Source organism: Hydrogenophaga aromaticivorans (genome assembly GCF_013387465.1).
In the GTDB taxonomy this organism is placed as follows: Bacteria; Pseudomonadota; Gammaproteobacteria; order Burkholderiales; family Burkholderiaceae_C; genus Hydrogenophaga; species Hydrogenophaga aromaticivorans.
In genome coordinates this window covers 1,127,507-1,147,958 of record NZ_VYGV01000006.1, presented here as the reverse complement: position 1 = coordinate 1,147,958, position 20,452 = coordinate 1,127,507, and the positions used below count along the sequence as shown (strand labels likewise).

Annotated in this window: 22 protein-coding genes, 1 tRNA gene, 1 pseudogene and 1 riboswitch; of the genes and pseudogenes, 12 read left to right on the top strand and 12 right to left on the bottom strand. The window is 66.9% G+C overall.

All coding sequences use genetic code 11. The features are described from left to right. Positions 1–275 (top strand): hypothetical protein (locus tag F3K02_RS09885; RefSeq protein ID WP_177135381.1); only part of this gene is annotated, 275 nt, incomplete at its 5' end. A 53-nt stretch (positions 276–328) separates the two neighbouring features. On the opposite strand, the gene F3K02_RS09880 is transcribed toward F3K02_RS09885, so the two are convergent. Continuing rightward, positions 329–907, bottom strand: coding sequence for a LuxR C-terminal-related transcriptional regulator (locus tag F3K02_RS09880; protein ID WP_177135380.1), 579 nt, complete (start codon positions 905–907; stop codon positions 329–331). 71 nt (positions 908–978) lie between these two features. On the opposite strand from F3K02_RS09880, the gene F3K02_RS09875 reads away from it, so the two are divergent. The 3 genes from F3K02_RS09875 (at position 979) to F3K02_RS09865 (ending at position 3,136) form a co-directional block, all read left to right on the top strand. Then, positions 979–1,680, top strand: coding sequence for a 3-oxoacid CoA-transferase subunit A (locus F3K02_RS09875; protein WP_177135379.1), 702 nt, complete (start codon positions 979–981; stop codon positions 1,678–1,680). 10 nt (positions 1,681–1,690) lie between these two features. Beyond that, the gene (locus F3K02_RS09870; RefSeq protein ID WP_177135378.1) at positions 1,691–2,329 is read left to right on the top strand and encodes a CoA transferase subunit B; all 639 of its coding nucleotides are present in this window, start codon (positions 1,691–1,693) and stop codon (positions 2,327–2,329) included. 64 nt (positions 2,330–2,393) lie between these two features. Next, positions 2,394–2,566: riboswitch (yybP-ykoY riboswitch) on the top strand. Between the two features lie 6 nt (positions 2,567–2,572). Beyond that, complete coding sequence (locus F3K02_RS09865) at positions 2,573–3,136, top strand: TMEM165/GDT1 family protein (protein WP_177135377.1); 564 nt, start codon at positions 2,573–2,575, stop codon at positions 3,134–3,136. A 12-nt stretch (positions 3,137–3,148) separates the two neighbouring features. Here the strand turns inward: F3K02_RS09865 and mnmH are convergent, their stop codons facing one another. Next, complete coding sequence (gene mnmH, locus F3K02_RS09860; protein ID WP_177135376.1) at positions 3,149–4,225, bottom strand: tRNA 2-selenouridine(34) synthase MnmH; 1,077 nt, start codon at positions 4,223–4,225, stop codon at positions 3,149–3,151. 6 nt (positions 4,226–4,231) lie between these two features. Continuing rightward, positions 4,232–4,825, bottom strand: a complete 594-nt coding sequence (locus tag F3K02_RS09855) for an arylesterase (protein WP_177135375.1) — start codon at positions 4,823–4,825, stop codon at positions 4,232–4,234. 80 nt (positions 4,826–4,905) lie between these two features. On the opposite strand from F3K02_RS09855, the gene F3K02_RS09850 reads away from it, so the two are divergent. From F3K02_RS09850 to F3K02_RS09830, 5 genes are all read left to right on the top strand, one after another. Beyond that, the gene (locus F3K02_RS09850; protein ID WP_177135374.1) at positions 4,906–5,595 is read left to right on the top strand and encodes an ABC transporter ATP-binding protein; all 690 of its coding nucleotides are present in this window, start codon (positions 4,906–4,908) and stop codon (positions 5,593–5,595) included. Positions 5,596–5,758: 163 nt separating this feature from the next. Further along, positions 5,759–6,502: a 23S rRNA (guanosine(2251)-2'-O)-methyltransferase RlmB gene (rlmB, locus tag F3K02_RS09845; RefSeq protein WP_177135373.1), complete on the top strand. Its 744-nt coding sequence runs from the start codon at positions 5,759–5,761 to the stop codon at positions 6,500–6,502. Between the two features lie 2 nt (positions 6,503–6,504). Further along, positions 6,505–7,227 (top strand): SIR2 family NAD-dependent protein deacylase, encoded by a 723-nt coding sequence (locus F3K02_RS09840; protein WP_177135372.1) that lies wholly within the window; start codon positions 6,505–6,507, stop codon positions 7,225–7,227. Continuing rightward, complete coding sequence (locus tag F3K02_RS09835; RefSeq protein WP_177135371.1) at positions 7,228–7,581, top strand: hypothetical protein; 354 nt, start codon at positions 7,228–7,230, stop codon at positions 7,579–7,581. Positions 7,582–7,671: 90 nt separating this feature from the next. After that, entirely contained in the window at positions 7,672–8,910 is a 1,239-nt protein-coding gene (locus F3K02_RS09830; protein WP_177135370.1) for a Yip1 family protein, read from the top strand. Between the two features lie 18 nt (positions 8,911–8,928). Here F3K02_RS09830 and F3K02_RS09825 read toward each other — a convergent pair whose 3' ends face one another. From F3K02_RS09825 to F3K02_RS09795, 7 genes and pseudogenes are all read right to left on the bottom strand, one after another. Beyond that, positions 8,929–9,525, bottom strand: coding sequence for a chromate transporter (locus tag F3K02_RS09825; protein ID WP_177135369.1), 597 nt, complete (start codon positions 9,523–9,525; stop codon positions 8,929–8,931). After that, positions 9,522–10,139: a chromate transporter gene (locus tag F3K02_RS09820; protein WP_177135368.1), complete on the bottom strand. Its 618-nt coding sequence runs from the start codon at positions 10,137–10,139 to the stop codon at positions 9,522–9,524. The genes F3K02_RS09825 and F3K02_RS09820 overlap by 4 nt, the downstream gene beginning before the upstream one ends. Positions 10,140–10,183: 44 nt before the next feature. Continuing rightward, positions 10,184–11,071, bottom strand: coding sequence for a DMT family transporter (locus tag F3K02_RS09815; protein ID WP_218179383.1), 888 nt, complete (start codon positions 11,069–11,071; stop codon positions 10,184–10,186). After that, positions 11,068–11,541: pseudogene (locus tag F3K02_RS09810) on the bottom strand (GNAT family N-acetyltransferase); the annotation flags it as partial. The pseudogene F3K02_RS09810 and the gene F3K02_RS09815, both read right to left, overlap by 4 nt. A 174-nt stretch (positions 11,542–11,715) precedes the next feature. Further along, positions 11,716–12,459: a 3-oxoacyl-ACP reductase FabG gene (gene fabG / locus F3K02_RS09805; protein WP_177135366.1), complete on the bottom strand. Its 744-nt coding sequence runs from the start codon at positions 12,457–12,459 to the stop codon at positions 11,716–11,718. Positions 12,460–12,574: 115 nt separating this feature from the next. Continuing rightward, positions 12,575–14,734: a 3-hydroxyacyl-CoA dehydrogenase NAD-binding domain-containing protein gene (locus F3K02_RS09800; protein ID WP_177135365.1), complete on the bottom strand. Its 2,160-nt coding sequence runs from the start codon at positions 14,732–14,734 to the stop codon at positions 12,575–12,577. A gap of 19 nt (positions 14,735–14,753) precedes the next feature. Continuing rightward, entirely contained in the window at positions 14,754–15,959 is a 1,206-nt protein-coding gene (locus F3K02_RS09795) for an acetyl-CoA C-acetyltransferase (protein ID WP_177135364.1), read from the bottom strand. 221 nt (positions 15,960–16,180) lie between these two features. Here F3K02_RS09795 and F3K02_RS09790 point away from each other — a divergent pair, with 221 nt between their 5' ends. Beyond that, positions 16,181–16,933, top strand: a complete 753-nt coding sequence (locus tag F3K02_RS09790; RefSeq protein ID WP_177135363.1) for a metallophosphoesterase family protein — start codon at positions 16,181–16,183, stop codon at positions 16,931–16,933. A gap of 35 nt (positions 16,934–16,968) precedes the next feature. Beyond that, positions 16,969–18,123: an acyl-CoA dehydrogenase family protein gene (locus tag F3K02_RS09785; protein ID WP_177135362.1), complete on the top strand. Its 1,155-nt coding sequence runs from the start codon at positions 16,969–16,971 to the stop codon at positions 18,121–18,123. A gap of 67 nt (positions 18,124–18,190) precedes the next feature. Here F3K02_RS09785 and F3K02_RS09780 read toward each other — a convergent pair. Further along, positions 18,191–18,264: transfer RNA gene (locus F3K02_RS09780), tRNA-Gly, on the bottom strand. Between the two features lie 133 nt (positions 18,265–18,397). Here F3K02_RS09780 and F3K02_RS09775 point away from each other — a divergent pair. Continuing rightward, positions 18,398–18,871, top strand: coding sequence for an RT0821/Lpp0805 family surface protein (locus tag F3K02_RS09775; protein WP_177135361.1), 474 nt, complete (start codon positions 18,398–18,400; stop codon positions 18,869–18,871). 15 nt (positions 18,872–18,886) lie between these two features. On the opposite strand, the gene F3K02_RS09770 is transcribed toward F3K02_RS09775, so the two are convergent. After that, positions 18,887–20,365 carry an NAD-dependent succinate-semialdehyde dehydrogenase gene (locus F3K02_RS09770; protein ID WP_281362746.1) on the bottom strand — a complete coding sequence of 493 codons (1,479 nt, stop codon included), beginning with the start codon at positions 20,363–20,365 and terminating at the stop codon, positions 18,887–18,889. Positions 20,366–20,452 lie beyond the last annotated feature (87 nt).

The following is a 20,452-nucleotide window of genomic DNA, read 5'->3' as shown; positions in this document are numbered from 1 at the left end:
CTACGGCGGTGACGGCGCTGGTCAACGAGCCCTTTTTTCAGGTTGTCAATGATCCCAAGTTCTGCCTCGGACTTGCTGTTGCCTACGCGTGGTCGTCGTTGGCGGTCATGACAATTGCCTGGGTTGGCGACCGCCGTGTTGCCTGGCATTGGCCGGTGCTGGGTGGTCTGGCGGGTTTGGTCTCCGCCATTTTTTTCGCCCCGTTTGTTTTGCTCTATTTGCCAGGGGCAGTATTGGCTGTGTACCTGTCCGTTTTCCATATATCGAAACCTTGAGAAAGCGTGTTCGCTACAAGAGGTCAACTGAGGCGGCAGGTACGCGAGTGCGTTCAGCCCTCCAGCAGCCGGTGCACCAGATCCGGTGTGCTGTGCGCCTGGTACTTGCGCATCAGGCGCGCGCGGTAGATCTCGACCGTGCGGTGGCTGATGCCCAGCGCCTTGCCGATCTCCTTGCTGGTCAGGCCATTCATCAGGAAGGCCGCCACCTCGCGTTCGCGCCCGGTGAGTTCGGCCTTGACCGCGCGGCGCGAGCTCAGGTCTTCGAAGCTCCAGATGCCGGCCTCGTGCGGCACCTCCCGGTGCAGGGCACGACCGGTGACGTGGCACCAGAAGGTTTCGCCCTTGAAGCGGCCGTCCACGCGTTTCATGACGCGGTCGTCTGCGTAGGTGCCGCTGCGTCCGAGGATGGGGGTGATGCGTGCGCCGGTGCGCTCGTACTCGTCGGCACTGGGGTAGAGCACCTGAAAACTCTGGCCCACGAGCTGCTCGCGCGCGGCGCCAAACATCTCGCACAAGGCCTGGTTGCAGTCCACAATCGTGCGCTGGCGCGAGAGCGCCAGCCCGAGTGGCGCCAGGTCAAACGCGAGCCGGTAATCGATGCCGGAGAGATCGGTATTCGGGTTAGCCATTAGGTCAAACTACGTATGCTGTTACGTAGTATCGTTGCATTCATCCCTGTTCAACCACTGGAGCAACCGACGTGAACAAGATTTACCCGAGCGCAGCCGAAGCCCTCAAGGGCGTGGTCGCTGACGGCCAGCTCATCGCCGTGGGCGGTTTTGGCCTCTGCGGCATTCCCGAAGCGCTGATCGACGCCCTGCGCGATTCCGGCGTCAAGAACCTGACCGCCATTTCCAACAACGCCGGCGTGGACGGCTTCGGTCTGGGCAAGCTGCTCGAGACTCGCCAGATCAAGAAGATGATTTCTTCCTACGTGGGTGAAAACAAGGAGTTCGAGCGCCAGTACCTGGCCGGCGAACTCGAGCTCGAATTCACGCCGCAGGGCACGCTGGCCGAGAAGCTGCGCGCCGGCGGCGCCGGCATCCCGGCCTTCTTCACCAAGACCGGTGTCGGCACCCTGGTGGCCGAAGGCAAGGAACTGCGTGAGTTCGGCGGTGAGACCTATGTGATGGAACATGCGCTGTTCCCCGAGGTGGCGCTGGTCAAGGCCGACGTGGCCGACCGCTCGGGCAACCTGCGCTTCAACCTGACCGCGCGCAACTTCAACCCGGCCGCCGCCATGGCCGGCAAGATCTGCATCGTCGAAGTCGAGCGCATCGTCGCCACCGGCGAGATCGCCCCGGACGACGTGCACCTGCCGGGCATCTACGTGCACCGCATCGTGCACAACCCCACCCCGGAAAAGCGCATCGAGAAGCGCACCACCCGCGACCGCAAGTAAGGAGCACAACATGCCTTGGACCCAAGACCAGATGGCCGCGCGCGCGGCCCAGGAACTGCAAGACGGCTTTTATGTGAACCTCGGCATCGGCATCCCGACGCTGGTGGCCAACCACGTGCCCGACCATGTGGAGGTGTGGCTGCAGAGCGAGAACGGCATGCTGGGCATCGGCCCCTTCCCCTACGAAGACGAGGTGGACGCCGACCTGATCAACGCCGGCAAGCAGACCGTGACCACCATGAAGGGTTCGGCCATCTTCGGCAGCCACGAGAGCTTCGCCATGATCCGCGGCGGCAAGATCAACCTGTCCATCCTGGGCGCCATGCAGGTGACGGCCGAGGGTGATCTGGCCAACTGGATGATCCCGGGCAAGATGGTCAAGGGCATGGGTGGCGCCATGGACCTGGTGGCCGGCGTCAAGCGCGTGATCGTGCTGATGGAGCACGTCGCGAAGAAAAAAGACGGCACCGAAGACCTGAAGATCCTGCCCCAGTGCACCCTGCCACTGACCGGCAAGGGCGTGGTCGACCGCATCATCACCGACCTGGGCGTGATGGACGTGACGCCCGAGGGCCTGAAGCTGGTGGAACTGGCCGACGGCGTGACGCGCGAGTTCATTCAGAGCAAGACCGGTGTGCCCCTGATCTGACGTGGTGGTGGCCGCGCGCTGCCCGGCGCGCGGCCTCCCGTTGCCCGTCGTCTATACTCGCGCCTCACCCGTCATTGGGGAGTAGCCGCTCTGCACCACGCAGAGGTCCGCGTCAACACACTTGGCCCCCATGGCCATGGCGCCGACAGCTTCAAGCCTGGCAAGACCTTTGACCGCACAGCCGCCGGAAGGGCCGGGGCTGCTGTGCGGTCTTTTGGTTTTTCCGGCCCCTGGAGCACAGTTTTGGAAGCCTTTCTCCTCTCCACCGGCATCGTTGCCCTCGCCGAAATGGGCGACAAGACCCAGCTGCTATCGCTGGTGCTGGCGGCCCGGTTCCGCAAACCCTGGCCCATCATCTGGGGCATCCTGGTGGCCACGCTGCTCAACCACGCCCTGGCCGGTGCTGTGGGTGCCTGGGTCATGACCACCGTGGGACCGGATGTGATGCGCTGGGTGCTTGGTGTCTCCTTCATCGCCATGGCCGGCTGGATGCTGATCCCCGACAAGCTGGACGACATTGACGCCGCGCCCAAGGGGCGGCTCGGCGTGTTCGCCACCACCACCTGGGTGTTTTTTCTGGCCGAGATGGGCGACAAGACGCAGATCGCCACCGTCGCGCTGGGGGCCCAGTACGCGCCTCTGGTGGCCGTGGTCGCAGGCACCACCCTGGGCATGATGCTGGCCAACGCGCCGGTGGTGTTCTTTGGTGAGGCCCTCACGCGGCGGGTGCCGATCAAGGCGGTGCACGCGGTGGCCGCGGTGATCTTTCTGGCCTTGGGCGTGGGTGTGCTCTGGTTGGGTGCCTGAACCCGCGCCGGCTCAGGTGGCCGGCGCAGCGGCTTCACCCGCGATCAAAGACGCTGCCGCTTCGTTGAGCGCGGCTGGCGAGCGGTCGCGCAGCACGCAGGGCAGCGCCTGGCCGTATTGGCTGAAATTGCGTGAGATGGACTGGGCGTAGGTCGGGTCGTAGTGCAGCTTCAGCAGATCCAGCACCACCGCCGGCGTCTGACCCGCCTGCACCTGGGCGATCCAGCCTTCCACCACGGCCTTGCCGCGCAACTCGGTCAGCGCTGCCAGCCGCTGGCAGAAATGCGCGCTGTCCTGGACGAAGAAATCGTAGTCCTCCAGCAGCAGCGCCACACGCTCCTCGTCCGACAGCTGCAGGTCGATGCAGGGGCTCGCGCGCATGGCGTCGATCAGCGCATCGGGCACGCGCACATTGCCCACCTTCTTGCTCTCGCTTTCGATGTAGACCGGTCGCGCCGGGTTGAAGCGGCGCAGGGCGTCCCAGACCAGGCTGTCAAAACGTTTCTGGCTCGGTTGCGGCACACCCGGAATGTGGCCCAGCACCGAACTGCGGTGGTTGGCCAGGGCTTCCAGGTCCAGCACCTGCGCGCCCTGGTCAGCGAGCGCCTGCAGCAGCCGTGTCTTGCCGCTGCCGGTGGGGCCGCAGACCACGCGGTAGTGCAGGCGGGTGGCCAGTCCGGGCAGGGACTCGACCAGCGCCGCGCGCCAGGCCTTGTAGCCGCCTTCGATCAGCGTGACCTGAAAGCCGATCGCGCCGAGGATGGTGGCCAGCGCACCGCTGCGGTTGCCGCCGCGCCAGCAATACACCAGCGGCTTCCAGTCCCGCGGCTTGTCGAGCACGTCGCGTTCGATGTGGGCCGCGATGTTGCGCGCGGACAGCGCGGCGCCGCGCTTCTTGGCTTCGAACGCGTTGACCTGCTTGTACATCGTGCCGATGGTGATGCGCTCGGCGTTGTTGAGCGTGGGCCAGTTGAGCGCGCCGGGCACGTGGTCGAGCGCGTGTTCGTCTTCGGTGCGGGCGTCGATGATGGCGTCAAAGCGGTCGAGTTGGCTCAGCGCTTCGCTGGCGGGCAGGGTGTGAACGGGCATGCCGGATTATCGTTTCACGAGCAGCGCGCGCAGCGCGGGCCATACGTTGGCGGCCAGCGTGGGTTGTGCCATTTCGTTCGGGTGGATGCGGTCGCTCTGGAACAGCGTGGCGGTCGCATCGGGCAGATCGGCCACGCCCGCCAGCAGGAAGGGCACCAGACCGGTCTTCTCGGCCTGCGCCACGGTCTTGAACACCTGGCGGAATTCCTGCGTGTACTTCGCGCCGTAGTTGGGCGGCACCTCCATGCCCACCATCAGCACGCGGGCACCGGCCGCGCGGGAAAGCCGGGCCATGGCGGCCAGGTTGTCGCGCGTCATGCTGAGCGGCATGCCGCGCAGGGCATCGTTGCCGCCGAGTTCGATGATCACCACGGCGGGTTTGTGCTGGCGCAGCAGGGCCGGCAGGCGCGAGCGGCCGCCCGACGTGGTGTCGGCGCTGATGCCGGCGTTCACCATCCGGCCCGGGACTTTTTCGCTGTCCAGGCGCTGCTGCAGCAGCGCCACCCAGCCGCTGCCGCGCCGGAGGCCGTATTCGGCGGTCAGCGAGTCACCCACCACCAGCACCGTGGGCACTGTGGCCGCCGAGGCGGTCTGTGCCATCGCTGCACCGATAGACCCCAGGCAGGCTGCCCCGACGAGCAGGGCGTTAAAGTGACGTCGTTTCAACCTGAGGCCTTTCCATGTCCGATGTGATGATTGCCGTGCAGCATGTGTTCAAGTCGGTGACCGACTCCACGGGCACCCTGACCATTTTGCGCGATATCGATTTCTCACTGAACAAAGGGGAAACTGCTGCCATCGTGGGCGCCTCGGGCTCGGGCAAGAGCACCCTGCTGTCGATCGTGGCCGGGCTGGACACGCCCACCAGCGGCACCGTGCTGGTTGACGGCGTGGACCTGTTTGTGATCAACGAGGACCAGCGGGCCGCCCTGCGCGCCCAGAAGGTCGGCTTCGTGTTCCAGAGCTTTCAGCTGCTGGGCAACCTGAACGCGCTGGAAAACGTGATGCTGCCGCTGGAGCTGTCCGGCCGGCGCGATGCGCGGGCGACCGCCACGCGCATGCTGCAGCGTGTGGGCCTGGGCGAACGACTGGGCCACTACCCCAAGGTGCTTTCGGGCGGTGAGCAGCAGCGCGTGGCGCTGGCGCGGGCGTTTGTGGTGCAGCCTGCCGTGTTGCTGGCCGACGAGCCCACCGGCAGCCTGGACTTTGCCACCGGCGAAAAGGTGATGGAACTCATGTTCGAGCTCAACCGCGAGCAAGGCACGACGCTGGTGCTGGTGACCCACGACCGCGCCATCGCCCAGCGCTGCGAGCGCCGCATCACGATCGAGGCCGGGCAGGTGGTGGAGACCGCGGAAGTGGCGGCTTGACTTGAACACCCCCGCCGCGCTGCGCGCGACCCCCTCAAGGGTCGATGCGATGCGGCCTGGCGGAGCCGGTTCCGCCGCATCCTGGGGAAGTCATTGCGCGCCGGAGGGGATCACCCGAGCCGAAGGCGACGCGGGACGCCCGGAGGGCGCTGATAATCAGGGGATGTCTTCCCCCAAAGTGCTTTTCGGCTTTCACGCCGTCGGCGTGCGCCTGAAAACCGCGCCGCAATCCATCGTCGAGATCTATTTCGAGCCCACGCGCCGTGACGCGCGCATGCGCCAGTTTCTGGACCGCGTCAAAGAGGCGAATGTGCGCCTGATCGAGGCCGATGGCCTGCGCCTGGCCAAGCTCGCGGGCAGCCACGGCCACCAGGGTGTGGCGGCGCGGGTGATGCCCATTCCCCAGGCGCACTCGCTGGACGAATTGCTGGAAGGTCTGGAAGCCGCCGGCACCGTGCCGCTGCTGCTGGTGCTCGATGGCATCACCGATCCCCACAACCTGGGCGCCTGCCTGCGCGTGGCCGATGGCGCGGGCGCACACGCGGTGATCGCGCCCAAGGACCACGCGGCCGGCATCAACGCCACCGTGGCCAAGGTGGCCAGCGGTGCAGCCGAGACCATGCCCTATTTCATGGTGACCAACCTGGCGCGCACCCTGGGTGAGTTGAAGGAGCGCAACATCTGGATCATCGGCACCAGCGACGACGCACCGAAAACCCTGTACCAGGTGGACCTCAAAGGCCCGGTGGCGCTGGTGCTGGGTGCCGAGGGCGACGGCATGCGCCAGCTCACGCGCAAGACCTGCGACGAGCTGGTCAGCATTCCCATGGCCGGCGCGGTGGAAAGCCTCAACGTGTCGGTGGCCAGCGGCGTCTGCCTCTACGAAGCGCTGCGTCAACGCAGCTGAACATGCCCACGGTGCGCGACTGGATCGGGAGCGCGCACCACATCGCCGTGCTGACCGGCGCGGGCATGAGTGCCGAATCCGGCGTGCCCACGTTCCGCGATGCCCAGACCGGCTTGTGGGCGCAGTTCAAGCCCGAGGACCTGGCCACCGAGGACGCGTTTCGCGCCCACCCGCGCCGCGTGTGGGACTGGTACCAGTTCCGCCGCGACATGATCGCCCGGGTGGCGCCCAACGCCGGGCATCTCGCCCTCGCGGCCTTTCAGCAGCGCCACCCGGGCCGGCTCACGCTCATCACGCAGAACGTGGACGGCCTGCATCAGCGCGCGGGCAGCACCGACGCGATTGCCCTGCACGGCAACCTGGCCGACGACCGTTGGCTGGACATGCCGCGCGACTGTTGCGACCCCGAGTTCGTGGAAGCCGGTCATCCGCCCCATTGTCCGACCTGTGGCAACCTGCGGCGCCCGGCCGTGGTCTGGTTTGGAGAGATGCTGCCGCTGCCCGCGCTGGACGCGGCGCAGAAAGCCGCGAACCGCTGCGACCTGATGCTGGTCGTCGGCACCTCGGGCCTGGTTTACCCGGCCGCGGGCCTGGCGCACACCGCGCACCGGCGCGGCGCCCGGGTGGTGGTGATCAACCCCGAGGCGACCGAACTGGACGTGGTGGCCGACTTGTGCCTGCACGAACCTGCGGCACAATGCCTGCCAACACTGCTGGAGGATTGAATGAGGAGCCCATCTGCACAACGCGCCGGGTTGATCGCTGCCTTGAGCGTCGCCTTGTTCGCCGCGGCTTGCACCCAGGAGCAACAGAACAAGCTCAGCCGCGAAATCCAGAACTGGACCGGAACCAACGGCGTGCTGGAGGTGTACGCGGGCGACAAGGTGGTGCGCCGCTTCCTCAAGATCGACAAGGTCAGCACCGCGCTGGGCACCGACGATGGCAAGCCGCGCGCCTACCGCTATGGCTACGGAACCCTGGACGAAAACCTCAACATGCAGGTGGACCCGGGCGAGAAGAAGGTGTATTTCGAGATCAGCGACTACACCAACGCGGTGTTCTTCGAGAATCCGCGCTGATCCATTTCAGAGTCTGGCCCTGCCGGAGGTGGCGGGACCAGGCACACAGGCGGCGCCAGGCCGCGCAAGGTTTTTCAACCGGAGGGAATCATGACGATCGTTGACCGCGTACAAGCCATTCTTCTCAAACCCAAGGAAACATGGCCTGTCATTGAACAGGAAGCCACCGATCCCAAGGCGATTTACACCAATTACCTGATCTATCTGGCCGCCATACCGGCCATCGCGACCTTCATCGGGCTCAGCCTGATCGGCGCCGGCGCCTTTGGCATTTCGTTCCGGGTGCCCATCGTCAGCGGCCTGGTCAACATGGTGGTGGGCTTCGTGCTGTCGCTGGTGATGGTCTATGTGCTGGCCCTGATCGCGAATGCGCTGGCGCCCACGTTCAAGGGTGAAAAGAACCTGCTCAACGCCTTCAAGCTGGTGGCTTATGGCTCCACGGCGGGTTTCGTGGGCGGCATCTTCAGCCTGCTGCCCGCCCTGTCCATGCTCGGGGTGATCGCCGCGCTGTATTCGATCTACCTGATCTACACCGGCATTCCGGTGCTGATGAAGGCGCCCGAGGAGAAGGCGGTGGGCTACACCGCGGTGCTGATCGTGTGCGGCATCGTGGCGAGTCTGGTGGTGGGCGCGGTCAGCGCGCTGTTCACCGGGGGCGGCCCGGGCATGATGATGGGCGGCGCCGCGTCCTCGTCCGACCAGGTGAGCATCAAAGTGCCGGGGACCGAGATCACCCTCGACACCGCCAAGATCGAAGAAGCGGGCAAGAAGGTCGAGGAGGCGAGCAAGCGCATGGAGGAGGCTCAGGCCAAGGGTGACTCCGCCGCGGCCGGCAAAGCCATGGCCGACATGATGGGCGCGGCCATGGGCGGGCAGGGTGGCAAACCCTTTGCGCCCGATCTGCTGCAGACCCATGTGCCGGACAAGCTGGCCGGTATGGAGCGCACCGCGATCGAGGCCCGCTCCGACAGCGCCATGGGCATGAGCTTCTCCAGCGTCACCGCCGAATACACCCGGGACAACGGCCGCGTGGAAGTCAAGGTGCAGGACCTCGGTGCCGTGCCTGCGCTCGGCATGGCCATGGGCGCCTGGGCCCAGAGCACCGTCAACCGCGAGACCCAGGACGAGGTCGAGCGCATCTACCAGAAGGACGGTGTTTCTTTCAAGGAGGAATACCGCAAGGACGGCAGCAGCGCGGAGATGTCGGTGATGCTGGCCAACGGCGTGATGGTCGAACTCACGGGCGACAACGTCGACATGGACGGCCTTCGCGGCGCGCTGGCCGCGCTGGACATCAAGGGTCTGGCCGGCCTGAAACGGGAAAAATGACCGGTGGGGCTTCGGCCCTCAGACCCAGCCGAACGCGCCGAGCACCGCCCCGGCGCCGATCAGCCACAGCAGGTGGATCTTCGTGCGCCACACCAGCACGGTGGCGCAGGCGGTCAGCAGCCACAGCGGCCAGTCGCGCGATGGCTGGTTGTGGGCCGCGCTCAGCAGCCAGCCGGTGGCGATCAGCAGTGCGATCACGATCGGGGCCATGCCGGCCTTGAAGGCGCGCACCGCGCGCAGTTCGCGGTTGCGGTGGCCCCATTGCGTGGCGGTGTAGGTGAGGATGGACGAGGGCAGCATGATCGCCACCAGCGTCACCACGACGCCCAGCAGCGCGAGCGCCCAGGCCAGCCAGCCGGCCGACGGACCACCCCCCGCGTTGAGGCCCAGGTTCCAGCCCAGCAGGGCGACGAACAGCACGTTCGGGCCGGGCGCGGCCTGCGACAGCGCGATCGACGAGGTGAACTGCGCGTCGCTCAGCCAGCCCTGTTCGCTCACCAGGTAGCGGTGCATGTCGGGCGCTGTGGTGATGGCGCCACCCACCGCCAGCAGCGAGAGCGAAGCGAAGTGCAGGAACAGGTCGGTCCAGTTCGCCAGCGTGGGGGCCATGCTCATGCCTCGCTCCCGTTGCCCGACCGCCCCAGCACCCAATACGCCCACAGGCAGGCCACGCCGCCCAGGCCCAGCAGCACCCAGGCCAGCGGCCAGCGCAGCAGGGCGATCGCCCCGAAGGTGAGCACCGCCAGGCCGATGCACACCCCGAGTCCCATGGCGTTCTTGCCGAGCGCGGCGATCAGCTTGATGCCGGTGGCGGTGATGAGCCCGGCGGCCACCGCGCCCATGCCGCGCAACGCGCCTTGTGCGGTGGTGCTGTCGGCCACGCTGCCGTAAAGCGCGGCCAGCAGCAGCACGATCACCAGCGGCGCGGCCAGCATGCCGGTGAGCGCGGCCAAGGCGCCGGGCAGGCCGAAGTAGCGCCCGCCGATCATCATCGAAAGGTTCACCACGTTGGGCCCCGGCATGATCTGCGCCACGGCCCAATCCTCCACGAACTGCTCGCGCGTCATCCATTGTTTCTTTTCCACCAGCTCGCGTTGCACCACCGCCAGCACGCCGCCAAAGCCCTGCAGGGCCAGCCAGGTGAAGGACATGAAGAGGTCGGTTTTGGATCGGGGCTGGTTGGGGGCGGCTTCGACGGCCGGGGAGAGGGAGTTCGCTGGGGCGGGCATGGGTCGATTATCGGGCGCGTTGTTTGGCCCCACGGGGCACCCGCCTACCGCGCCCGGCGGGTGGCGAGCCACAGGCCGAGCGCAATGAGCGCCAGGGCACCGAGCAGAAAGACATCGAGGGGCTCGCCGAGCAGGGCAGCGCCCAGCAGCGCCGCGGTGACCGGGTTGAGCGCGAGGAACACCGTGACGCGCGTGGGCGACTCGTGCTTGAGCGCGTACAGCCAGGCGAAGTAGCCCGCGCCGCTGGACAGGCCGATGAAGGCCACTACGACCCAGGTCCCCGGGGCCAGGCCCACCACGCGTTGCGGCCAGTGTTCAATCAGCGCCAGCAGCGCGAGACACAGCACCGAAACGCCCATGGCCAGGGCCGACACCGGCAGCGTGGGATAGCGGCGCAGGTAGGGCCGGTAGAGCACGCTGCACACCGCACCGGTGAGCGCGCTGCCCAGCACCGCGGCCTCGCCCCACCAGTGGCCCGCGCCGCCGCTGGCCAGCCGCGGCCAGAGCGACAGCCCGACCCCGGCGATCGACAGCACCACGCCCGCGAGCAGGCCCGGCGTGAGGCGTTCCTGTCCCAGCGCGCCCGCGAGCAGCAGGGTGAGCAGGGGGAACAGGCTGAAGATCAGCGCCGCGCTGGCCGCGCCGATGTGTTGCAGCCCGAAGTTGAGCAGGGCGATGAGCAACGCGAACTGGCCCACGCCCAGCGCGGCCATGGCCAGCAGATCGCGGACCGGTGGGCGGGTGGTGCCGGCCGGCCAGGGGTGGGCACGCAGCGGCCGCCACACGAAGGGCAGCAGGCTCAGGAAACCGATGGCGTAACGCAGCAGGGCCAGCGTGAGCGGCGGCACCTCGGCCACCACGTAGCGCGAGGCGACGATGGTCGCACCGACCTGCACGCCGGTGGCCGCGGCCGCCAGCAGCGCCAGGTTCACAGGGCGAGTTCCCAGTGTTCTCCCACCAGGTCGCGCCCATAGCTGTGGTGCGCCTCGCTGTCCACCAGGGTGAAACCGCGCCTGGCGTAGATGGCGCGCGCGGCGTCGAGGTTGCGGTTGGTCCAGAGCACCAGCTTGCGGTAGCCCTTGCCGCGCGCGAAGGCGATGCATTCGTCGGTCAGTCGTCCGCCCAGGCCGAGGCCACGCGCCGCAGGCGTGAGGATCAGCAGGCGCAGCTGGGCCACCGTCTTGCTCTTGCGCACCACGAAGGCCGAGCCCACGCGTTCGCCGTCGAGCTCGGCGATCCAGCCGCGCTCCCAGGCCGGGTCGTGGTGTTTCATCATGCCGGCCACGATGCTGGCCACCAGCGCCTCGAACTCGGCGTTCCAGCCGTATTCGCGCCAGTAGATCTCGCCATGCTGCTGGACCACCCAGCCCATGTCGCCAGGGCGCGGATCGCGCAGGGTCACACCGGGAGGCAAAGGGGTGGTCATTTCAATCATCCGCAGCGCCGGAGTGCGCCTCAGGCCGCGCGAAGCAGCGCCAACACAGGGGCACCGAGGAACCGGCTTCGCCGGGCCTCTGGTGCCGTCCCCCTCCCGCCAAAGGCGAGAGAGGGGGAAGCCGCGCAGCGGCGCAGGGGGTTAAACACTCATCCCGCCCGAAACCTCGATCACCGCACCGTTGATGTAACTCGCTTCGTCGCTCGCCAGAAAGGCGTAGACGTTGGCGATCTCCTCCGGCTGGCCCAGACGGCGCAGTGGTACGCGATGTTCCATTTCCTGGATCACCTTCTCGGGGATGGTGCTGAGGATGGGGGTGGCGATGAAGCCCGGTGCCACGGCGTTGACGCGCACGCCCTTGGGGCCAAGCTCGCGGCTCCAGGTCTTGGTGAAACCGATCACGCCGAACTTGGTGGCCGCGTAGTTGGTCTGGCCGAAGTTACCGTAGATGCCGACCACCGAGCTGGCGTTGAGGATCACGCCGGCACCCTGTTCGACCATGATGTCGGCCACGGCCTGCGCGCAGTGGAACACGCCGCGCAGGTTGACGTCGATCACGCGGTCGAACTGCTCCAGTGTCATCTTCTGCAGCCGAGCGTCCTGCGTGATGCCCGCGTTGTTCACCAGCACGTCGATGCGGCCAAAACGCGTCAGCACCTGGCCCACCACCGCGTCGACCATTTCGCGCTGCGTCACGTCCATGACGAAGCCGGCTGCCTGGGCGCCGAGCGCCAGGCACTGCTGCACCGCTTCGTCCACCGCGGCCTGCTTCACGTCGCAGACGATGACGGTCGCGCCTTCGCGCGCGAACTTGAGCGCGGTGGCCAGGCCAATGCCTTGTGCGGCGCCGGTGATGAGGCTGATTTTTCCTTGGAGTCGTTTCATGGGCAGGGTGGTGAGGTGAGGTCGTGAAAAAGCCGGCGGGCAGGGTGCCCGCCGGCTGGTGCGAAAAGTGTAAGGGCGCTGACTTGCAGTGCTTTGACACCGGTCAGGCGGGCATTCAGTACACCGGCTGGTGCTGGCGGATCGCCGCGCGGGCGGCGTCGTTCAGCGCAAAGCCGGGGCCGAATTTTGCCGCCAGTTCGGCGCAACGTTTCTCGAACGCATCGATGCCCATGCCGTAGATGAACTGCAAGGCGCCGCCGGTCCAGGCCGGGAAGCCGATGCCGAAGATGGAGCCGATGTTGCCGTCGTGCACGCTGGTGAGCACGCCTTCGGCCAGGCAGCGCGCCGTCTCCACCGCCTGGCGGTAGAGCAGGCGGTCTTTCACGTCCTGCAGGTCCCAGGCCACGCCGGGTTTTTCGAACAGGGTCTTGAGCTGCGGCCAGAGGGTTTTCTTCTGCCCGGCGGGGTAGTCGTAGAAACCGCCACCAGCCGCGCGGCCGCTGCGGTGGTGCTGCTTCACCATGTGTTCCACCAGCGCCTCGCCCGGCGTGGTGTCGTAGTGGCGGCCTTCTTCGGCGAAGTCGGCGCGGGTCTGCTCCAGCACGTGCACCGAGAGCGAGAGCGCGGTCTCGTCCAGCACGGCCAGCGGCCCCACGGGCATGCCGGCCTGCATGGCGGCGTTTTCGATCACCGGCGCCGGAATGCCTTCGCCCAGCATCGCCGCGCCTTCCATCACGAAGGTGCCGAAGGTGCGGCTGGTGTAGAAGCCGCGCGCGTCGTTCACCACGATCGGCAGCTTGCCCAGCGCCTGCACGTAGTCGTAGGCGCGGGCGATGGTCTCGTCGTCGGTCTCCTTGCCACGGATGATCTCGACCAGCTTCATCTTGTCGACCGGGCTGAAGAAGTGGATGCCGACGAACTTCTGCGGCCGCGCGCTCGCCTTGGCCAGACTGGTGATGGGCAGGGTGGAGGTGTTGCTGGCGAAGAAGCCGCCTTCGGCCAGCATGGGTTCGGATTCTTGCGTGACCGCGGCCTTGAGTTCGCGGTGCTCGAACACCGCCTCGATGATCAGGTCGCAGCCCCGCAGGTCGGCGGTGCTCGCGGTGGGCGTGATGCGCGCCAGCAGCGCCTGCTGGTCGGCCGCGCTCATGCGGCCCTTGTCCACGCGCGGCTGCGTCACTTTCAGGCTGTTGGCCTTGCCCTTGTTGGCCGCTTCCAGGCTCACGTCTTTCAGCACCGTGGTGATGCCGCGGCTGGCCTGGGCGTAGGCGATGCCCGAGCCCATCATGCCGGCGCCCAGCAGCCCCACTTTCTGCGGCTTGTAGCGCGGCACGTCTTTCGGGCGGCTCTGGCCGGCCTTGATGGCGTTCATGTTGAAGAAGAAGGTGTTGATCATGTTCCGGGCCACGGGGCCGGCAATGAGCCCGGCGAGGTAGCGGCTCTCGATGCGCATGGCGGTGTCGAAGTCCACCATGGCGCCTTCCACCATCGCGGCCAGCGCGGCCTCGGGCGCGGGGTAGAGGCCGCGGGTCTTCTGCTTGAGCACCGCTGGCGCCACGCTCAGCATGGCCGCGATCTTGGGGTTGCTCGGCGTGCCGCCGTGCATCTTGTAGTCCTTGCGGTCCCACACATGCTGGAAGGCTTCGGGCTTGCCCTGCGCGGCTTCGATGTGGGCCAGCGCGCGCGGCATCAGCTCTTCGGGTGTGGCCACCAGTTCGTGCACCACGCCGATCTTCAGCGCCTCCTCGGGCCCGAAGATCTTGCTCTCCAGGATGTAGGGCTGCGCGGCCACCAGGCCCAGCAGCCGCGTCATCTTGGTGATGCCACCGCCGCCGGGGATCAGCCCCAGCGTGATCTCGGGCAGGCCGAACTGGACCTTGGGGTTGTTGACCGCGATGCGGTGGTGGCCGACCAGCGCCACCTCCCAGCCGCCGCCGAGCGCGGCGCCATTGAGGCCGCTCACCACCGGCACGCCCAGCGTCTCCAGCGTACGGAAATTGCGCTTGATGCGCTCGATCTCGGTGAACACGCGGTGGCCGTCGGCGGCGGTCGACCGCATCACGCCCTTGAGGTCGGCGCCGGCGAAGAAGGTGCTCTTGGCCGAGGCCAGCACGATGCCTTTGATCTGCTCGCGGTCCTTGACCACCTGGGCGGTCACGGCATCCAGATCGTCCTGCCACTGCAGGCACATGGTGTTGACGGGGGAATCCTGCTCGTCGAAGGTGATGGTGGCGACGCCGTCGGCGAGTTGATAGCGGATGGTCTTGGTGATCATGTTGGTGTCTCCGCTCGGTTCAGATGCGCTCTACGATCGTGGCGATACCCATGCCGCCGCCGACACACAGCGTGGCGAGGCCGTAGCGCTTTTTCGTCCGGTGCAGCTCATCGATCAACGTGTTCAAAATCATCGCGCCGGTGGCGCCCAAGGGGTGACCCAGCGCAATCGCGCCCCCGTTCACGTTCACCTTCTGGTGCGGCACGCCCATCTCGCGCATGAAGCGCATGGGCACGGCGGCAAAGGCCTCGTTCACCTCGAACAGGTCGATCTGGTCGATGGTGAGGCCCGCCTTGGCCAGCGCCTTGCGCGCGGCCGGCATGGGGCCGGTGAGCATGATGGTCGGGTCCGCGCCCGAGAGCGCGACCGACACGATGCGCGCGCGCGGCGTGAACCCGTGGGTCTTGCCTGCGGCCTCGCTGCCGATCAGAATGGCGGCCGCGCCGTCCACGATGCCCGACGAATTGCCCGCGTGGTGCACGTGGTGGATGCGCTCCACCTGCGGGTAGCGCTGCAGCGCCACCGCGTCGAAGCCCATGGCACCGAGTTGCTCGAAGGCGGGCTTCAGACCGGCCAGGCCCGCCATGGTGGTGTGCGGTTTGATGAACTCGTCCACCGCCAGGATGATCTGGCCCAGCGGATCTTTCACCGGCACCACCGAGTGCTGGAAATGCCCGGCCGCGCGCGCAGCGGCGGCGCGCTTCTGCGATTCGAGCGCGAAGGCGTCCACGTCTTCGCGCGTGAAGCCGTCGAGCGTGGCGATCAGGTCGGCGCCGATGCCTTGTGGCACGAACAGCGTGGCGCTGTTGGTCTCCGGGTCCTGCGCCCAGGCGCCGCCGTCGGAGCCGATCGGCACGCGGCTCATGCTCTCCACGCCGCCGGCCACGACCAGGTCTTCCCAGCCGCTCTTGACCTTCATGGCGGCCATGTTCACCGCCTCCAGGCCCGAGGCGCAGAAGCGGTTGAGCTGCACGCCCGAGCAGCGCCAGTCCCAGCCGGCCTTGAGCGCGGCCACCTTGGGCAGCACCGAACCCTGTTCACCGATGGGTGAAACCACGCCCATCACCACGTCGTCCACCGCCGAGGTGTCCAGGTGGTTGCGGTGCTGCAGTTCGCGCAGCAGGCCGGCCAGCAGGTTGACCGGCTTGACCTCGTGCAGGCTGCCGTCTTTCTTGCCCTTGCCGCGCGGGGTGCGGATGGCGTCGTAAACGAAGGCTTCGCTCATGGCCGGCCTCCGCAGAAAGGGTCTGAAAAAACCAGCGCTGCCGCAGTGGGCAAACAACGCATGTGAAATCGAGCTTGCATGTTGTCTCCTGTGTCTCGCTTCGCCGGGCCGACCCGGTGGCCGAATCCGCCGGATCAGTATAGACTTTTGCCAAGCGTTTGCTTTGTGAAAATGCAGGCAAACCGTCAAACCCGCGACCGACCCACTTTCTGAACATTCCGATGCGCATCGTCGCCCTTTCCGACATCCACGGCAACCTGCCCGCACTGAACGCCGTGCTGGCCGACGTGGCACGCCGCGGTGCGGACCTGATCGTCAACTGCGGCGACATCCTGTCCGGCCCGCTCTGGCCCGCCGAAACGGCCGAACGCCTGATGGCGCTGGACCTGCCCACGATCGCCGGCAACCACGAGCGCCAGCTGCTGCGCTGCGCCAGCGGCTCCGGCGGCGCGAGCGATGTGTACGGCTTTCAGCAGACCAGTGCCGCGCAGCGGGCCTGGCTGGGCGGCTTGCCCTCCACGCTGGCGCTCGACGGCGGCGTGTTCGTCTGCCACGGCCGGCCCGACAACGACCACGAATACCTGCTCGAAACGGTGGAGCCCGCGGGCTCGCGCGCGGCCAGCGCGGCCGAGGTGGCGCAGCGCCTGGCCGGCACGGCGGGGCAGGGCGCGGGCCTGCTGCTCTGCGGCCACAGCCACCTGCCGCGGGTGCTGCAACTGCCCGAAGCGCCCCACACCCTGTGTGTGAACCCTGGCAGCGTGGGCCTGCCCGCCTTCGACGACGACCACATTGCCTTTCACGTGCACCAGACCGGCAGCCCACACGCGCGCTACGCCCTCTGCGAATCCGATGCGTCGGGACGCTGGAGCGTGGCGCAGATCGCCGTGGCCTACGACTGGCCAGCCGCCGCTGCGCAGGCCGCTCGCAATGGCGCCGCCGACTGGGCGCGCTGGCTCGCCACCGGCCTCGCCTGAAACAACCCGTCCAAACCCAAACCCGAGGAACTCCCATGATCGAACGCAGCCTCTTCAATGCCGACCACGAAGCCTTCCGCGACAGCTTTCGCCGTTTCGTGGACAAGGAAATCACGCCCTTCCACGAAGGTTGGGAAGAGCAGGGTTATGTGGATCGCGAAGTCTGGCGCAAGGCCGGCGAAAACGGCTTCCTCTGCATGACCATGCCCGAGGCCTATGGCGGCGCTGGCGCCGACAAGCTGTATTCGGTGGCGCAGATGGAAGAGATCGCCCATGCGGGCGTGAGCGGCATCGGTTTCGGCCTGCACAGCGAGATCGTGGCGCCGTACGTCCTGCACTACGGCACCGAGGCGCAGAAGCAAAAATACCTGCCGCTGCTGGCCACCGGCGAGATGGTGGGCGCCATCGCCATGAGCGAGCCCGCCGCGGGCAGCGACCTGCAGGGCGTGAAGAGCACCGCGATCAAACAACCTGACGGCAGCTACCTGCTCAACGGCAGCAAGACCTTCATCACCAACGGCTGGCACGCCGACCTGGTGATTGTGGTCGCCAAAACCGATCCTTCTGCTGGCGCGAAGGGCACCAGCCTGCTGCTGGTGGAGCAGGGCATGGCGGGCTTCAGCAAGGGCAAGCGCCTGAAGAAGCTGGGCATGAAGGCGCAGGACACGTCGGAGCTGTTCTTCGACAACGTCAAGGTGCCGGCCGACAACCTGCTGGGTGGCGAAGGCAGGGGGTTCATCTGTCTCATGGAACAACTGCCCTGGGAGCGCCTGCAGATCGCCATCGGCGCGGTGGCCGCCGCGCAGGCCGCGATCGACTGGACGGTGCAGTACGTGAAGGACCGCAAGGTCTTCGGCCAGCCCGTCGCGAGCTACCAGAACACGCGCTACACGCTGGCCGAACTGCAGACCGAGGTGCAGGTGGCGCGCGTGTTCGTGGACAAGTGCTGCGAGCTGATCGCGCAGGAAAAGCTGGACACCGCGACCGCCAGCATGGCCAAGTACTGGTGCTCAGACCTGCAGTGCAAGGTGATGGACGAGTGCGTGCAGCTGCACGGCGGCTACGGCTACATGTGGGAGTACCCGATCACCCGGGCCTACGCCGACGCGCGCGTGCAGCGCATCTATGGCGGCACCAACGAGATCATGAAAGAGGTGATCTCGCGCAGCATGGGCCTGGGCGCACGCTGAGCCACTGGCGCCCGGTGCACACCGGCCGCAGAAAAGCCAAAAGGCCCCGAGGGGCCTTTTGTGTATCTGGAGCGGGTGAAGGGAATCGAACCCTCGTATGAAGCTTGGGAAGCTGCCGTTCTACCATTGAACTACACCCGCAAAAACGCTTCGAATGATAACGCACGGGCGTGGCGCCTCTCGCTGCGGCTGTTCCGGGTTCCGGAAACGCCCAGACAGACCACCGTCATGACCGATCCAGCGTCTTTCTGACACATTTTTCAAGGAGTTGCATATGCGTTTCCCCGCACGTTTTCCTGCTCGACTGGTCCTCGTTGGCGCGCTCGCTGCGGCGCTGGCGGGTTGTGCTGCACCGGGTGGTCCGAACGAAACCGGTGGCATGGTCGTCGGCGGTGTGCTTGGCGGTGCCCTGGGCTCGCAGGTGGGCGGAGGCACAGGCCGCACGGCGGCCACCATCGTGGGCGCGCTGATTGGCGCCAACATCGGCGCCAACGTGGGCCGTTCCATGGACAGCACCGACCGCATGCGCACCGCGCAGGTGCTGGAAACATCGCAGACCGGGCAGCCGACCCAGTGGGTCAACCCCGACACGCGCAACCAGTACACCGTGACGCCCACGCGAACCTATGAATCGGCCGGCGCGCCCTGCCGCGAATACACCATGCGGGCGATCGTGGGCGGCCGACCCGACGACGTCTACGGCCGGGCCTGCCGGCAGCCCGACGGCAGCTGGCAGGTGGTGAACTGATAGGCCCTGGGGCGGTTACTTCAGGATATCGCCGAGGCAGAGGTACTTGATCTCGACGTAATCGTCCATGCCGTGGTGCGAGCCCTCGCGGCCCAGGCCCGACTGCTTCACGCCACCGAAGGGCACGTGCTCGGTGGCCAGGATGCCGACGTTGATGCCGACCATGCCGTACTCCAGCGCTTCGGCCACGCGGTAGATGCGGCCGATGTCTCGGCTGTAGAAGTAGCTGGCGAGGCCGAACTCGGTGTTGTTGGCGGCGTCGATGGCCTCCTGTTCGGTGCTGAACTTGAACACCGGGGCGAAGGGGCCGAAGGTTTCTTCCTTGGCGCACAGCATGTCGGCGGTCGCATCGGCCACCACGGTGGGTTCGAAGAACTGGCCGTTCAGGCGGTTGCCGCCCACGAGCACGCGACCGCCCTTGGCCACGGCGTCGTCCACGTGGCGTTGCACTTTCACCAGCGCGGCCTCCTCGATCAGCGGGCCCTGGTTCACGCCTTCTTCAAAGCCATTGCCAACCTTGGCGGTCTTCACCTTGGCGGCGAACTTGGTGACGAACTCGTCGTACACGCCTTCCTGCACGTACAGCCGGTTGGAGCAGACGCAGGTCTGGCCTGCGTTGCGGTATTTGCTGGCGAAGGCGCCTTCCACGGCAGAGTCGATATCGGCGTCGTTGAACACGATGAAGGGCGCGTTGCCGCCGAGTTCCAGCGACATCTTCTTCACCGTGGGCGCGCTCTGCGCCATCAGGATGCGGCCCACTTCGGTGGAGCCGGTGAAACTGATGTGGCGCACCACGTCGCTGGCGCAGATGACCTTGCCCACGGCGATGGAGTTCTGGTCGTCGGCCGTGATCATGTTGAGCACACCGGCCGGGATGCCGGCGCGGATGGCCAGCTCGGCCGCGGCCAGCGCGGTCAGCGGCGTGAGTTCGGCGGGCTTGATGATGACGGGGCAGCCGGCCGCCAGCGCGGGCGCGACCTTGCGCGTGATCATGGCCAGCGGGAAGTTCCAGGGCGTGATGGCCGCGCAGACGCCGATGGGCTGCTTGAGCACCATCAGGCGGCGGTTGTTGTCGAACTGCGGCAGGGTCTCGCCGTTGACGCGCTTGGCCTCTTCGGCGAACCACTCGACGAAGCTCGCGCCGTAGGCCACTTCGCCCTTGGCTTCGGCCAGCGGCTTGCCCTGTTCGGCGGTCATGATGCGGCCCAGGTCGTCCTGGTTGGCCATGAGCAGGTCGTACCACTTGCGCAGGATGATGCTGCGCTCCTTGGCGGTCTTGCCCTTCCAGCCGGCCCAGGCGGCGTTGGCGGCGGCAATCGCTTTTTCGGCATCGGCCGGGCCGAGGTTGGCCACGTCGGCGAGCTTCTGGCCGGTGGCCGGGTCGAGCACGTCAAAGCGGCTGCTGCCTTTCACCCACTCGCCGTTGATCAGCGCGTCGGTCTTCAGCAGGGTCGGGTCCTTCAGCAGGGCCAGGGGGGAGGTTTTCATGTCCATGGGTGTCTCCAGAAATTGAAACGGCAAACGATATATTTAACTTATTAAATAATTGTGGCACAAGCCGAGACGGCGCGCCAGCATGGG